Source organism: Mesorhizobium sp. 43Arga (assembly GCF_053714255.1).
Genome location: NZ_JBSKBO010000002.1, coordinates 219,176 through 233,293, shown reverse-complemented (window position 1 = coordinate 233,293; position 14,118 = coordinate 219,176). Strand labels below are relative to the sequence as shown.

The window sequence follows — 14,118 nt, the reverse complement described above, 5'->3', positions numbered from 1 at the left end:
GCATGGCCGAACGTTTTTTGAGCTTTGGCCTCGCCACGCCGCCTGCGCCCCGCGCGATCAATGCCGACGATGCCATTGCGCTGCTGAAGGGCGGCCAGGCGAAGGAAGCCTCGCTGCTCGCCTATGGCAATGGGCGTTCCTATGGCGATTCCTGCCAGAACCAGGCCGGCGCGGTCGTCAACATGCGAACGCTGAACCATATCCGCGCCTTCAACGCCGAGACCGGCGTGCTCGAAGCCGATGCCGGTGTGTTGCTGTCCGACATCATCGCGCACGCTGCATCCTACGGCTTCTTTCCGGCGGTGGTTCCGGGCACGCAATTCGTCACCCTCGGCGGTGCCATCGCCAATGACGTGCACGGCAAGAATCATCATCGGCGCGGCACATTCGGCTGCCATGTCGAGAGCTTCACGGTGCTGCGGTCCGATGGAAGGACCTATCGCTGCTCGGCGACTGACAATCCGCGCTTGTTCCGGGCGACCATTGGCGGCATGGGCCTGACTGGCCTGATCCTGTCGGCCTCGATCCGCCTGATGCGGGTGCCTTCGCTCGACATCGTCGGGAAGACGACGCCGTTTCGTGATCTCGGCGAATTCTTCGATCTGGCCGAGGCGGCCGACCAGGCCAATGAATATGTGGTCGCCTGGATCGATCAACTCGCCGGCGGCCGCAACAGCGGGCGCGGGCTGTTGTTGACCGGCAACCACGCCGAGCACGGCTCGCATGCGGCCTCGCGCGCCGGCGGCAATCTGGCGGTGCCGTTCCAGCCGCCCTTCAATATGCTCAACCGGCCGTTCCTGACCGCTTTCAACGCCGCCTACCGGTGGAAGAAAGGCCGCGCGGCCGCGCCGCGTCAGACCGGCTACCACGGTTTTTTCTTCCCGCTCGACGGCGTGCGCAACTGGAACCGGCTTTATGGTCCCAATGGGTTGTTCCAGCACCAGAGCGTGGTGCCGGAAGAGGCCGCGCGTATCGTCGTGCCGGAATTGCTCGCGGCGGCCCGGCATGCCGGGCAGGGGTCCTTCCTCACCGTGCTGAAGCGCTTCGGTTCGATCCGCTCGCCGGCGCTGCTGTCGTTCCCTAGGCCGGGTTACACGCTGACGCTGGATTTCCCCAACAAGGGAGCGGCGACGCTTGCCCTGCTTGGCGACCTCGATCGCATCACGGTCGCGGCTGGCGGAGCGGTCAATCCTTACAAGGATGCGCGGATGGGCGCGGCAATCTTTGCTGCTTCCTTCGCGGACTGGCCGAGGCTGGAAGCGCTGCGCGACCCTGCCTTCATGTCCGATTTCTGGGCGCGCACGGCCGGCAGCATCGACCTGCGTCGGCGCGGCGCCGAGGCGGCTGAATAGATAAAATTGGAATGAATCGTGGCTAACGAATGATTAATCGCAAGGTTTACTCAAAACTGTATCGTTGGTTCACGAAATCTTTTCGGGTTTGTATTACTGGAAATCACGGGGTGGGCGCGCGGGCATGAAATATATCGTCTTCATTCTCTTTACGGTCATGACCAATGCCGCTGCGCAGCTTATGCTGAAGCAAGGCATGATGTCGCTTGGGCCGATCTCGTTCGAAGGCGTCAATCCGCTCGTCAAGCTGCTGCAGATCGTCTTCAGCCCCTGGGTGTTCCTCGGGCTTTGCACCTTCGTGATTTCCATGGCCTCGCACCTCTATGTGCTGTCCAAGGTCGAGCTTTCCTTTGCCTATCCCTTCCTCAGCCTCGCCTATGTCGCCGTCGCCATCTTCGCCTATTTCGTCTTTCGCGAGGATCTCAATGGTTGGCGCATCGCCGGTATCGCCTTCATCTGCGTCGGCACCGTGCTGATCGCGCAAAGCGGGCGAGGGCATGAGGATCAGACCGCTTCCATCACGCCCGACAAGATCCCTGCAAACGAGACCGTTCGATGAGACATGTGATTTTCGGCGGTGACGGCTTTGTCGGCCGCCACCTTGCGCCCAAGCTCGTGGCGGATGGCGAAGAGGTCATCGTCGCCGACATCGCCAAAAGCGACCTTGCGCACTACCGCAACGTCCGGTTCGTCCAGTGCGACGTCACCGATCCGGCGTCGATCGCTGCCGTTGGGCTCAAGGGCGACGACATGGTCTACAATCTGTCGGCCAAGATGCTGTCGCCGATCCAGGTGCGCGCCAAGCGGCACGACTTCTTCTTTCCGGTCAATTTCCATGGCACCGAGCACATCATGCAGGCCATGGACAAGTCCGGTGCGCGAAAACTCGTCCATTACACGACCGACATGATCTACGGTCATACGGTCACCCAGCCGATGACCGAGGAGCACCCGGTCGCGCCGCTCGGCGAATATGGCTGGTCGAAGCAGAAGACCGAAGAACTCGCCGCCGAATGGCGCAAGCGCGGCATGTCGATCTCATCGTTCCGGCCGCGCCTGATCATCGGTCCCGGTCGGCTCGGCATTCTCGAAAAACTCTTCAAGCTGATCGACTGGAGCCTTCCGGTGCCGATGATCGGCTCGGGCAAGAACCCCTATCAGTTCATTTCCGTTTTCGATTGCGCGGAAGCTGCCCGCGCGGCCTGGAAGGCCGGCGTGCCCAACGAGGCCTATAATCTCGGGTCGCTCAACCCGCCGCCGGTGAAGAAATTGCTCGGCGACCTGATCCGCCATGCCGGCTCGAAATCGATCCTGCTGCCGACACCGGGCTGGGCGGTCAAGCGCACGCTCGATCTGCTCGATTTCATGAACATGCCGATCATGGATCCGGAGCAATATCTGATCGCCGACGAGGAATGCGTGCTCGACGTCTCCAAGGCCGAGCGCCAGCTCGGCTGGGTGCCGCAATACCGCGACGAGGACATGCTGATCGCCGCCTACAGCGAGTACCGCGCCAAGAAGGCCGGGCCCGCTGTCGCCACCAAACATGTGCCCGCCGAGTAGCGGGCCCGCCAAACAGTTTTATGGCGCACGACGCAGGTCGTCAGCGCGGACAGGAGATTGAGATGACCGTCATGGCCAAGCCCGAACAGAAGAATGCGCGCACCCTGGTGAGTGCGCCCGCACTGTCGCCCGCCACCGTCGCCAAGCCCGATCTGATCAGTGTCGAGCAGGCCAAGGCGATGGACGTGGCTGGAATGACCGACCTGTTCAAGGCGCATCTCAATCCCGGCCAGCTGCATTTCATGAAGCTGCTCGGCTTCCACAAGATCAAGATCGAACGTGCCGAAGGCATGTTCTACATCGACCAGAACGGCCGCAAGATCCTCGACTTCTTCGGCGGCTTCGGTTCGCTGGCCTTCGGCCACAACCATCCGCGCATCCTGGACGCGCGCAAGAAGTTCCAGGAGGAGAAGCGTCAGGAAATCGCCATCGCCTTCATGTCGCAATATGCGGCAGCGCTCGCGCACAACCTCGCCAAATGCTCGCCCGGCGATCTCGACATGGTGTTTCTCGGCTCGTCCGGCTCCGAGGCGATGGAGGCGGCGGTGAAGCTCGCCGAACGCGCCGCCGGCCCGAAGCGGCCGAAAATCGTCTATGCCGAGAATTCCTTCCACGGCAAGACCAAGGGTGTGCTCGGCATCACCGACGGCCAGCTCTACCGCGCCGACTTCAAGATGGCCGACAATACGGTGCGCATTCCCTTCGGCGACATCGCGGCGGTCGAGCGCCTGTTCCGCGGCGACCCGGAGGTCGGCGTCATCGTGCTCGAAACCATCCAAGGCGGCGGCGGCATCATCCAGGCCCCAGCCGAATATTGGCAGAAGCTGCGCGCGCTGTGCGACCAGTATGGTGTGCTGTGGGTGGCCGACGAAGTGCAGTGCGGTTATGGCCGCTCGGGCCGCTTCTACGCCTTCGAGCATTACGGCGTCGTTCCCGACGTGACGGCACTGGCCAAGTCGCTCGGCGGCGGCAAGGCGGCTGTCGGTGCCATGATCGCCAGGCGTGAAATCTATATGAAGGCCTATGGCACGCCCAAAACGGCGATGATCCATGCCATGGCGACCTTTGGCGGCATGGGCGAGGCCTGCGTCACCTCGATCGAGGCGCTCAACGTGCTCTATGACGAGGGGCTGATCGACAACGCCGCCGCCACCGGCGACTACCTGCTGCAGCGGCTGCAGGCGCTGAAGGACAAATACCCGAAGATCGTCAAGGACGTGCGCGGCAAGGGCCTTATGGTCGGGCTGGAGTTCCACGACTTCTCGCAGACCTTGCCGATGGTGCTGCGTCCGGTGGTCAGCGTGCTCGACGACAAGCTGAAGGGTTCGCTGTCCGGCTTTGTCGGCGCGCTGCTGCTGCGCGATTACGACGTGCTGGTCGCCTTCACCGAATACAACCGTAACGTCATCCGGCTCGAGCCGCCGCTGATCTGCCAGCGCGAGCATGTCGACCGCTTCGTCGATGCCTTCGACGGCCTGCTGTCGCGCGGCATCGTGTCGATCGTGAAGGACTTCGTCAAAAGCCAGGTCCGTTAAAAGAAAGTCCGTTGAGCACAAAAGATGCTGACCAGGTCTCCCGCCACTAAAAACCCGCTCGACCGGCTCACCGAGACCGGTCTGGCCTGGGGCGAGGGCAGCTATGCCCGGTCGGCAGCGCCGATCGGTGCGGCGGCTTTCGCGCTCTACATCCTTCTGACGGCTTTCACGGCGTGGGTGATGCCTGACGCCAATTGGGACATGTTGCCTTATCTTGCAATCGCCGAAGAGGGCACCTATCCCGATGCGCAGACGCTACACGACTATGCCTACAGCACCGTCAAGGCGGGTGTGTCGGCCGGCGACTACAAGGCGCTGGCCGATGATGGCGGCGGCTTCCGCAGCCATATGACGCAGAATGCCGCCGACTTCCATTCGCTGCTCGGCATGTACCGGATAAAATTCCTCTATGCCGAGATCCTGTCGACACTGAGCGCGGTGATGTCGCCGGTCGAGGCGATGCGGCTGGTGCAAGTGTTTTCGGTGCTCTTGTTCGGCGCGATCACGCTGCTCTGGCTGCACCGGGAAAAGGCCCTGGCCTTGGCGCCGGTGGTCGGAGCGGTGCTGATCATGGCCGATTTCGGCGATGCGGCGCGGGCTTCGACACCGGACCTGCTGACCTCGGCGCTGTTGCTCGGCGGGCTCTACGCTTATGTCAGAGGCCGCGAGGCGGCGACGGCGATCCTGCTCTTCCTCGCCTTCATGGTGCGGCCAGACAATATTGTTTTCCTTGCCGTTTTCGCGGTGCTGCTGGTCGCCTTCCGGCAAAAGGCGTGGGGCGCAATGGCCGGCTCCGCCGCGTCCTTCGTCGCCTATTTCGCCATTTCGCACTGGGCCCAGCATCCCGGCTGGTGGCCGCATCTGTGGTTCTCCAGCATCGAGCAGCACTACAATTTGAACGGGTTCGAGCCGGCGTTCTCGGTCACCGCCTACCTCAGGGCGTTTGCGACATCGCTGCTGCGCGCCGTCAATCTGAACAGTTGGATCGGCGTTTCCGTGCTGGCACTGTCCGGCTGGTTCGCAGCCGGCCGTGCCGGCTTCCGCCTGGAGCGCCGTGCCGGCATTTTGTTCGCGGCGCTGGTGCTGGGTGCGCTGGCGAAGTTCACGGTCTTTCCGATCCACGACACGCGTATCTATTTCCCGCATCTGATCCCGCCCTTCCTGCTGCTGGCAACGCCGTTCATGGCGCTGTGGGCAGCCGCGATCCGCGGCCAGCATCGCGCGGCCTTGCAAATCATTCCCGGAGACAAGCCATGAGTTCGCTCTCCAGCCTGGCGCGCATCGCCTTGTCGCTCGGCCTTCCCTCGGGCCTGCTCGATCGCGGGCCGTCGCTGCGCGGCACGAAATTCCTGGCCAAGGCAGCGCTGAAAGCGCGCTTCGACGGGTCAGGGCAGCCGTTCCAGATGGTCAATGTCGGCGCCTGCGACGGCGCGCTGTTCGACGATGTGACGCCGTGGCTGCACAGGATTGCCGGCGCCCGCGCCATGCTGGTCGAGCCGATCCCGTACAATCAGAAGCGGCTGCGCGCCAACTATCCCGATACGGGCCGCTTCATCATCGAGCCGGTGGCCGTGACCAGGACCAAGGGCACGATCACCGTCCACACTTTCGATACCGCGGCCCTCGAGGCCGGTACATTACCGATCGAGTTCATCGGCTGCTCCTCGGTCACCGACACCAATCTGATGTCGGGCAGGAATGCCTGGGGCGAGGCTGACGCCAATTTCAACAATTTCGCGCCGCACCTCAGGGATATCGAGGTGCCGTCGGAAACGCTGCAGACGCTGCTCGACCGAAACGGCGTCAGCCATATCGATGCCTTCCTCGTCGATTGTGAAGGCGCTGACTGGATCGTCTTCGAACAGCTTGATCTGAAACGCTACCGCCCCGGCATGATCAAGGTCGAGGTCGGCGCGTTGCCGGCCACCGAGATCGGCCAGGTCGTGGTCAAGCTGAAGACAGCGGGCTACCAGGTCGGTTTCCAAGCCGAGGACGTCTGGGCCTTCGCCTGACGGCTGGCGTTTTCTCCGATCCGGATCGGGTCGCGCCGCACCCGCAGCGTGTCGCAAACAGGCGGTAGCGCCGTGCCTGTCGTCTGCATATTGTGCGCCGATCAAACGGGCGCCGAAGCTGCCCGCAATAGCATCTGGAGTCGCGGGCAATGGCAGAGTTTCCGAAAAAGGCGAAGGTTGTCATCATTGGCCTCGGCGGTATTGTCGGCGCATCGATCGCCCATCACCTGATTGAGCGTGGATGGGGCGACATTGTCGGCATCGACAAGTCGGGCATCCCGACCGATATCGGTTCGACCGCGCACGCTTCCGACTTCTGCTACACCACCAGTCACGATTTCCTCTCCTGCTGGACGACGCTCTATTCCATCGATTTCTACGAGAAGATGGGCCACTACGCCCGCATCGGCGGCCTCGAAGTGGCTCGCGTCGGCGACGACAGCCGCATGGACGAGATCAAGCGCAAGATCGCCTCGGCGAAGGCCTTTGGCACACGCGCGCGCCTGATCGAACCGGCCGAGATCAAGGAGAAATTCCCGCTTATCGAAGAGGGGATGGTGCAGGGCGGCCTTTGGGATCCGGATGCCGGTCTGGTCATCCCGCGCTCGCAGACCGTCGCCGGCAAGCTGGTCGACCAGGCTGAAGCGTCAGGCAAGCTGAAATCCTTCGCCAACACGCCGGCCAAGTCGCTCGTGGTCAAGGACGGCCGCATCAGCGCCGTGGTGACCGATCGTGGCACGATCGAGGCCGATTATGTCATCGTCTGCGCCGGCATCTGGGGCCGGCTGATCGCGGAAATGGTCGGCGAGGATCTGCCGGTCATGCCGATCGACCATCCGCTCACATTCTTCGGCCCCTACAACGAGTTCGCCGGTACCGGCAAGGAGATCGGCTGGCCGCTGCTGCGCGACCAGGGCAACTCGGCCTATATGCGCGACACCGGCGACCCCAAGACCGCCGAGGGCGGCCAGATCGAATGGGGCTATTACGAAGAAAACAACCCGCGCCTTTGCCATCCGCGCGACCTCCTCGAAAAGCATGAGGCGCGGCTGTCGCCGTCGCAGCGCGATCTCGACATGGAGCAGATCCTGGCGCCGCTCGAACGGGCCATGGAGCTGACGCCGATCCTGGGCGAACTCGGCTACAATGAAAGCCATTCCTTCAATGGCCTGCTGCAGGTGACCGCCGACGGCGGCCCGTCCATGGGCGAAAGCCAGAAGGTGAGGGGCCTGTGGTACGCCGTCGCCATCTGGGTCAAGGACGGCCCGGGCATGGGCAAGCTGATCGCCGACTGGATGACGGACGGCCGCACCGCGATCGACCACCACGCCATCGACTATGCGCGCTTCTATCCGCACCAGACGAAGGAACAGTTCATCTGGGATCGCTGCACCGAGACCGCGATGAAGGTCTATAATCCCGCGGTGCATCCGCGCGAGCCGTTCTCCAAGGGCCGCAACATCAGGCGCTCGCCGTTCTGGGAGCGCGAGAAGGAGCTCGGCGGCTATTTCATGGAACTGGGCGGCTGGGAGCGCGCCCATGGTTACGCCGCCAACGAGCATTTGCTCGAGAAGTACGGCAACCGCGTTCCCGTACGCGAGAACGAGTGGGACAACCGCCATTTCTGGCGCGTCTCCAACGCCGAGCATCTGGCGATGAGCGAGGATTGCGGCATCGTCAACCTGTCGCATTTCTCGATGTATGACGTCGAAGGACCCGACCATGTTGCGCTGCTGGAATGGCTTTGCGCGGCCAAGATCGGCGGCGACAACAACATCGGCAAGGGCATCTACACCCACTTCCTCGACGAGGAAGGCATGGTGCGCGCCGACTTCACCGTGATCCGCATGGCTGATCGCTGCCGGGTGATCGACGGCGCCGATGCCGGCCCGCGTGATTTCCGCTATATGCAGCGCACTGCGCAGGACAAAGGCTTTGACGTCACCGTCACCGATGTGACGGAGAAATACGTCACCATCGGCATCTGGGGTCCGAATGCCCGTACCACCTTGCAGAAGGTGGTCGAGAATCCCGAAGGGCTTTCGCCGGAGAATTTCCCCTTCGCGGCGATCAAGCCGGTCAGGATCGGCGGCAAGGATGTCACAGCGTTCCGCATCTCCTATGTCGGCGAGCAGGGCTGGGAATTGCATATGCGCTACGAGGATGGCCTCGCCGTCTGGGATGCGCTGCGTTCGACCGGCGTGATGCCGTTCGGCGTCGAGACCTATGCCAATACGCGCCGCATGGAAAAGAGCCTGCGCCTGCAGAATGCCGATCTTCTGACCGAATACAATCTGCTGGAAGCCGATCTCGCGCGGCCGAAGGTCAAGGAGAACGATTTCTGCGGCAAGGCCAAGCATGTGGAATACCGCGCCCGCGAGCACCAGCCGGCGACTTTGTGCACGCTGGTAATGACCGAAAACACCGATTCCAAGGGCGTGGCGCGTTATCCCGTTGGCACCATGCCGGTGCTGGATCCGGCCACCGGGGAAACGTTGGTCGACGAGCTCGGCCGCCGCTCCTTCACCACCTCGGTTGCCTATGGCCCGACCATCGGCAAGAACATCGCGCTCGCCTACCTGCCGCGGGCGTATGCGCAGGAAGGCCGCAAGCTTGAGGTGGAATATTTCGGCGAGACCTACCCTGTCGAAGTCGCCGGCGTCGGCTATAAGCCACTCTACGATCCGGAAAACCTCAAGCCGCGCAGCTGACCTTCGGCCGGAGCAACGGACTGATCGCAGAAGCCTGGCTTCGAGCCGGGCTTTTGTCTTTTTAAGCGGGGGGTTTTCGCTTACCCTTGCGGCATGTCTGCTTTCTCGCGCGCAAGACATCTCCTTTCCGGCTGCGCCGCTCTGGCGCTCATGCTCTGGCTGACGCCCGGGTCTCGCGCGGACGAGCCGGTCGATGTCGAATTGGTGCTGGCGGTCGACGTTTCGCTGTCGATGTCTGCGGACGAACTTGAGATCCAGCGTCATGGCTACGCGGCGGCGCTGACGCATGACAATGTGCTGCAGGCGATCGCCGATGGCGCCCATGGCAAGATCGCCGTCACCTATATCGAATGGGCTGGCACCACATGGCAGCGCGTCATCGTGCCATGGACTGTCATCGCCAACCGTGCCGACGCGGAGCGGGTGGTCGCGCAATTGTCCGCGCAGCCGCCCAACAGCGCGCGGCGCACCTCGATCTCCGGCGCGCTGGAGTTCGGCAGCGATCTGTTCGCCGAAAGCGGTTACCAGGGGACCAAGCGGGTCATCGACATTTCCGGCGACGGGCCCAACAACCAGGGCGCGCCTGTCAATCTCACCCGCGACGGCGTGGTCAGGCAAGGCATCGTCATCAACGGCTTGCCGCTGATGACCCGCGGTGGCCTTTCCGGCGCCTACGACGTCAACAATCTCGACCGCTACTACAGCGACTGCGTCATCGGCGGCCCCGGCGCCTTCATGATCCCGGTCAATGACTGGACGCAATTTCCCGAAGCCATCCGCCGCAAGCTGGTGCTGGAGCTCGCCGGTCCGGCGTCGCCGCAATGGGCGGCGGCGGAGGCGGATCATCCGCCGGTGGTGCTGGCGCAGGACAAGCCCGCCGCCGACTGCCAGATCGGCGAGAAAATGTGGCGCAACCGCAACTGGATGTTGGACGGCCGCTGAGCCGACCGAGCCAACCGGCGATGACGACCGGTACGATTGTACCTCATCGACCGAGCGCCGTTGCGGCGACCGTCGATGGGCAGGGCTTCAATCCCGCCCAGCGTGGTGGTGAGGCGAGCCCGCTGGCGGCAGCCGAACACGTTCCTGTTGATTGACAAGCAGGTAGGCGTCTGTGAACAATTTCGCCCAGAGAAACAAGGGGAACCGACATGAACAGGATCGCCGTTTTCGCCGCGACTTTGACGCTTGCCGCCGGATTGTCCGCGCCGGTGATGGCCGCCACATCGGTCACCATCGGCATCAGCGGCTGGACCGGCTTCGCGCCGCTGACGCTTGCCAAGCAGGCAGGCCTCTTCGAGAAGCACGGCCTCGACGTGACCTTGAAGAAGGTGCCGCAGGCCAGCCGTCCGCTCGCCATCGCCAGCGGTGACCTGCAATGCGCCGCCACGACGGTCGAGACCTGGCTGGTGTGGAACGCCAGCGGGGTGACCACCAAGCAAATCTTCCAGCTCGACAAATCCTATGGCGCCGACGGCATTGTCGTGCGCAACGACATCAAGACGGTCGCCGACCTCAAGGGCAAGAACGTCGCCTCCTCGGCGCCGGGCACGTCGCCCTATTTCCTGCTTGCCTGGGTGCTGAACAAGAATGGCATGTCGACCAAGGACGTGACGGTCGTCAATCTGGAGCCGGATGCGGCCGCACAGGCCTTCCTTGCCGGCCAGAACGATGCCGCCGTGACCTATGAGCCGTTCATCTCGGCCGTGCGCGACAAGGCCGACCAGGGCCACATACTGGCGACCACGCTCGACTATCCGATGGTGCTCGACACGGTCGGCTGCACGCCCGAATTCCTCAAGGCCAATCCAGACGCCGCCAAGGCGCTCGCCGACAGCTATTTCGAGGCGCTCGACCTGATCAAGAAGGACCCGCAGAAATCCTACGAGATCATGGGCGCCGACGTGAAGCAGTCGGCCAAGGAATTCGAGGATTCGGCGAAGTATCTGAAATGGGCCGACAAGGCCGATAACCAGCAGTTCTTCACCAAGGAATTCCAGGATTTTTCCAGGACCGCTGGCGAGTTGCTGTTGCAGATGGGGCTGATCAAGGAAGCGCCCAATGTCGCGACGCTGGCCGACACCAGCGCGGTGGCGAACTGACCGTCCGACCTTTGCCCAAAGAGCGGCGACGCTTGGCGCCGCCGCTCTCTCCTGGACACGTGACCATTTGATGGGGACGATGTGAAGATGCGCCCCTTGCATCCAGTCTCGTCGGGCCTGAGAACCGCGCTCGGCATTTCCTTTTTCGCGCTGTTTATTGCCTTCTGGGCCTGGATCACGCTTGGCGGCCACGTCAACCGCATCTTCCTCGCCGATCCGCTGTCGATGCTCAGGGATGGGTGGCGGCTGCTGGTCGAGGACCGGTTCTGGCTCGACATATTGATCACCATCTGGCGCGTCTTCGGCGGCTTCGTGCTGGCCTCGGTCGTCGCCGTGCCGATCGGCATCGCCATGGGCGCGTGGAAGCCGGTGGAAGCGTTCCTGGAACCCTTCGTCTCCTTCGCCCGCTATCTGCCGGCCTCGGCCTTCATTCCGCTGCTCATCCTGTGGGCCGGCATTGGCGAACTGGAAAAGCTGCTGGTCATCTTCGTCGGCTCGGTGTTCCAGATCATCCTGATCGTTGCCGTCAAGGTCGGCTCGACGCGGCGCGATCTGGTCGAAGCCGCCTATACGCTGGGCTCGACCAGCAACGGCATCGTCAAGCGGGTGATCATGCCGGCCAATGCGCCCGAAATCGCCGAGACGCTGCGCCTTGTGCTCGGCTGGGCCTGGACTTATGTCATCGTCGCCGAGCTGATCGGCTCGTCCTCCGGCATCGGCTACATGATCATCAACAGCCAGTCGCGGCTGGCGACCGGACAGATCATTTTCGGCATCATCGTCATCGGGCTGATCGGGCTGTTGTCTGATTTCGCCTTCAAGGCGTTCAACCGCTGGCTCTTTCCATGGAGCCTGGCGTGAGCAAGCTTCTCATCGAGGGCGTCTCGCGCACCTTTGCCGGTGTGCGTGGCGGACTGCCGGTCAAGGCGCTGATGCCGATCGACCTGGCGGTCGCCGCCAACGACTTCATCACCATTCTGGGGCCGTCCGGCTGCGGAAAGTCGACGCTGCTCAGGATCGTTGCCGGTCTCGAGGCGCCGAGCGAAGGCCGTGTACTGCTCGACGACAAGGCGGTGACCCGGCCGGGACCGGATCGCGGCATGGTCTTCCAATCCTACACGCTGTTCCCGTGGCTGACGGTGGCCGAGAACATCGCCTTCGGCCTGCGCGAACGCGGCATGGCGCCAAAGGAGCGGGACGACATCGTCGCCTCCTATGTCGATCTGGTCGGGCTGAGGGGTTTTGAAAACCATTGGCCGAAGCAGCTTTCTGGCGGCATGCAGCAGCGCACGGCGATCGCCCGGGCGCTGGCCAACGACCCCGAGATCCTGTTGCTGGACGAGCCGTTTGGCGCGCTCGACAACCAGACACGTGGGCTGATGCAGGAGCTGTTGCTCGGCATCTGGGAGCGGCGCAAGAAGACGGTGTTATTCGTCACCCACGACATCGAGGAGGCGATCTTCATGGCCTCGCGCGTCGTCGTCATGACGGCGCGGCCAGGCAGAATCAAGTCGGATGTCGCCATCGACCTGCCGCATCCGCGCCACTACACGCTCAAGACCAGCCCGGAATTCTCGGCGCTGAAAGCGCGGCTGACCGAGGACATCCGCGTCGAGGCGATAAGCACGGCTCAGGCACAGCCGGCCAAGGCCTAACCCAGGATCAGGCCGCCAGCAATTGCTTGCGGTCGACGCGCTCCTGCTGCGGCGAGCGGGCATAGAGCTCGCGGTAGCATTTGGAGAAATGCGAGGCCGAGACGAAGCCGCAGGCGACCGCCACCTCGACCACCGGCATCGACGACTGGATCAGCAGATGCCGGGCGCGGTCGAGCCGGATCTCCAGATAGTAGCGGGCAGGGGAACGGCCCATCTCGGTGCGGAACAGGCGTTCGATCTGGCGACGCGACAGGTCGACATGGTCGGCGATCTCGATCAGCGACAACGGCTCGGACAGGTTCGCCTCCATCAGTTCGATGATGGTCAGCACTTTCGAGTTCTGCACGCCGAGGCGAGCGCGCAGCGGCAGGCGCTGGCGGTCGGTCGGGCTGCGCACGCGATCGGTCAGCACCTGTTCGCAAACCCGGTTGACGAGGCTTTCGTCGAAATCGTCGCCGATCAGCTTCAGCATCATGTCGAGCGCGGCGGTGCCGCCGGCGCAAGTATAGATGTTCTGGTCGACCTCGAAGAGGTCGGCAAAGACATTGGCCTTCGGGAACGCCTCGGAAAAGCCCGGCAGGTTTTCCCAATGGATGGCGCAGCGCTTGTTGGACAAGAGGCCGGCGGCGGCAAGGATGTGCGCGCCGGTGCATAGGCCGCCGACGGCGACGCCACGATTATACTCCTCGCGCAGCCAGGCGAAGGCCGATTTGTTCTGGTAGCGCTCGACGTTGACGCCGCTGCAGACGATGGCCATGTTCGGCCGGTCGGGGCCCGCCATCTTCTTGCGTTCTTCCTCCAGCGAGGTGTTGACCGCGCATTCGACGCCATTCGAGGCGCGCACCGGCTTGCCGTCGATGCTGGCGAGGCGCCAGCGATAGGCCTCGTAGCCGAGCATGCGGTTGGCGGAGCGCAACGGGTCGAGTGCGGTTGCAAAAGCGATCATAGTGAAATCGGGGATAAGAAAGAACACAAACGATCGCTTGATCGGATGCTTGATGGCGTTCACGGGAACCTCACCTGGCCATGGCGCGAACAGGATGTCGCGAATAGCATAGCGACATCAGGAAAAACCTTGGCTGTCAATCGGCTACGCTGCCTTAGTGAGACAATATTTGCGACATGGGTCGCAAATGGGCAATCGGTGTGCGGTGATGCTCCGGAGAGCGGCATCAACTGTTCACGCGA

The 14,118-nt window shown here is 63.1% G+C and carries 12 protein-coding genes; 11 read left to right on the top strand and 1 reads right to left on the bottom strand.

Translation table 11 applies throughout. The features are described 5' to 3' along the window. The first annotated feature begins 2 nt into the window (after positions 1–2). The 11 genes from ACWGS8_RS07465 (at position 3) to ACWGS8_RS07415 (ending at position 12,930) form a co-directional block, all read left to right on the top strand. Positions 3–1,352, top strand: coding sequence for an FAD-binding oxidoreductase (locus tag ACWGS8_RS07465; protein WP_454580315.1), 1,350 nt, complete (start codon positions 3–5; stop codon positions 1,350–1,352). 124 nt (positions 1,353–1,476) lie between these two features. Beyond that, positions 1,477–1,911 (top strand): EamA family transporter, encoded by a 435-nt coding sequence (locus tag ACWGS8_RS07460; RefSeq protein WP_454580314.1) that lies wholly within the window; start codon positions 1,477–1,479, stop codon positions 1,909–1,911. Further along, positions 1,908–2,915, top strand: a complete 1,008-nt coding sequence (locus ACWGS8_RS07455) for an NAD-dependent epimerase/dehydratase family protein (RefSeq protein WP_454580313.1) — start codon at positions 1,908–1,910, stop codon at positions 2,913–2,915. The genes ACWGS8_RS07460 and ACWGS8_RS07455 overlap by 4 nt, the downstream gene beginning before the upstream one ends. A gap of 62 nt (positions 2,916–2,977) precedes the next feature. Then, positions 2,978–4,450 (top strand): aspartate aminotransferase family protein, encoded by a 1,473-nt coding sequence (locus ACWGS8_RS07450; RefSeq protein WP_454580312.1) that lies wholly within the window; start codon positions 2,978–2,980, stop codon positions 4,448–4,450. Between the two features lie 24 nt (positions 4,451–4,474). Beyond that, complete coding sequence (locus tag ACWGS8_RS07445) at positions 4,475–5,707, top strand: hypothetical protein (protein WP_454580311.1); 1,233 nt, start codon at positions 4,475–4,477, stop codon at positions 5,705–5,707. Continuing rightward, on the top strand, positions 5,704–6,462 hold the full coding sequence (locus ACWGS8_RS07440; protein ID WP_454580310.1) for an FkbM family methyltransferase: 759 nt from the start codon (positions 5,704–5,706) through the stop codon (positions 6,460–6,462). The genes ACWGS8_RS07445 and ACWGS8_RS07440 overlap by 4 nt, the downstream gene beginning before the upstream one ends. A gap of 149 nt (positions 6,463–6,611) precedes the next feature. Further along, positions 6,612–9,173: a GcvT family protein gene (locus ACWGS8_RS07435; protein ID WP_454580309.1), complete on the top strand. Its 2,562-nt coding sequence runs from the start codon at positions 6,612–6,614 to the stop codon at positions 9,171–9,173. Between the two features lie 93 nt (positions 9,174–9,266). After that, positions 9,267–10,115: a DUF1194 domain-containing protein gene (locus tag ACWGS8_RS07430; protein ID WP_454580308.1), complete on the top strand. Its 849-nt coding sequence runs from the start codon at positions 9,267–9,269 to the stop codon at positions 10,113–10,115. 209 nt (positions 10,116–10,324) lie between these two features. After that, positions 10,325–11,275 carry an ABC transporter substrate-binding protein gene (locus ACWGS8_RS07425; RefSeq protein WP_454580307.1) on the top strand — a complete coding sequence of 317 codons (951 nt, stop codon included), beginning with the start codon at positions 10,325–10,327 and terminating at the stop codon, positions 11,273–11,275. 87 nt (positions 11,276–11,362) lie between these two features. Continuing rightward, the gene (locus ACWGS8_RS07420; protein WP_454580306.1) at positions 11,363–12,136 is read left to right on the top strand and encodes an ABC transporter permease; all 774 of its coding nucleotides are present in this window, start codon (positions 11,363–11,365) and stop codon (positions 12,134–12,136) included. Further along, positions 12,133–12,930 carry an ABC transporter ATP-binding protein gene (locus tag ACWGS8_RS07415; protein WP_454580305.1) on the top strand — a complete coding sequence of 266 codons (798 nt, stop codon included), beginning with the start codon at positions 12,133–12,135 and terminating at the stop codon, positions 12,928–12,930. The genes ACWGS8_RS07420 and ACWGS8_RS07415 overlap by 4 nt, the downstream gene beginning before the upstream one ends. A gap of 7 nt (positions 12,931–12,937) precedes the next feature. Here ACWGS8_RS07415 and ACWGS8_RS07410 read toward each other — a convergent pair whose 3' ends face one another. Beyond that, on the bottom strand, positions 12,938–13,876 hold the full coding sequence (locus ACWGS8_RS07410; RefSeq protein WP_454581244.1) for a GlxA family transcriptional regulator: 939 nt from the start codon (positions 13,874–13,876) through the stop codon (positions 12,938–12,940). Positions 13,877–14,118 lie beyond the last annotated feature (242 nt).

Excerpts from the sequence above, each read along its gene's own strand:
- ACWGS8_RS07465 (WP_454580315.1), top strand. The coding sequence starts at position 3 with ATGGCCGAACGTTTTTTGAGCTTTGGCCTCGCCACGCCGCCTGCGCCC.
- ACWGS8_RS07460 (WP_454580314.1), top strand. The coding sequence starts at position 1,477 with ATGAAATATATCGTCTTCATTCTCTTTACGGTCATGACCAATGCCGCT.
- ACWGS8_RS07455 (WP_454580313.1), top strand. The coding sequence starts at position 1,908 with ATGAGACATGTGATTTTCGGCGGTGACGGCTTTGTCGGCCGCCACCTT.
- ACWGS8_RS07450 (WP_454580312.1), top strand. The coding sequence starts at position 2,978 with ATGACCGTCATGGCCAAGCCCGAACAGAAGAATGCGCGCACCCTGGTG.
- ACWGS8_RS07445 (WP_454580311.1), top strand. The coding sequence starts at position 4,475 with ATGCTGACCAGGTCTCCCGCCACTAAAAACCCGCTCGACCGGCTCACC.
- ACWGS8_RS07440 (WP_454580310.1), top strand. The coding sequence starts at position 5,704 with ATGAGTTCGCTCTCCAGCCTGGCGCGCATCGCCTTGTCGCTCGGCCTT.
- ACWGS8_RS07435 (WP_454580309.1), top strand. The coding sequence starts at position 6,612 with ATGGCAGAGTTTCCGAAAAAGGCGAAGGTTGTCATCATTGGCCTCGGC.
- ACWGS8_RS07430 (WP_454580308.1), top strand. The coding sequence starts at position 9,267 with ATGTCTGCTTTCTCGCGCGCAAGACATCTCCTTTCCGGCTGCGCCGCT.
- ACWGS8_RS07425 (WP_454580307.1), top strand. The coding sequence starts at position 10,325 with ATGAACAGGATCGCCGTTTTCGCCGCGACTTTGACGCTTGCCGCCGGA.
- ACWGS8_RS07420 (WP_454580306.1), top strand. The coding sequence starts at position 11,363 with ATGCGCCCCTTGCATCCAGTCTCGTCGGGCCTGAGAACCGCGCTCGGC.
- ACWGS8_RS07410 (WP_454581244.1), bottom strand. The coding sequence starts at position 13,876 with ATGATCGCTTTTGCAACCGCACTCGACCCGTTGCGCTCCGCCAACCGC.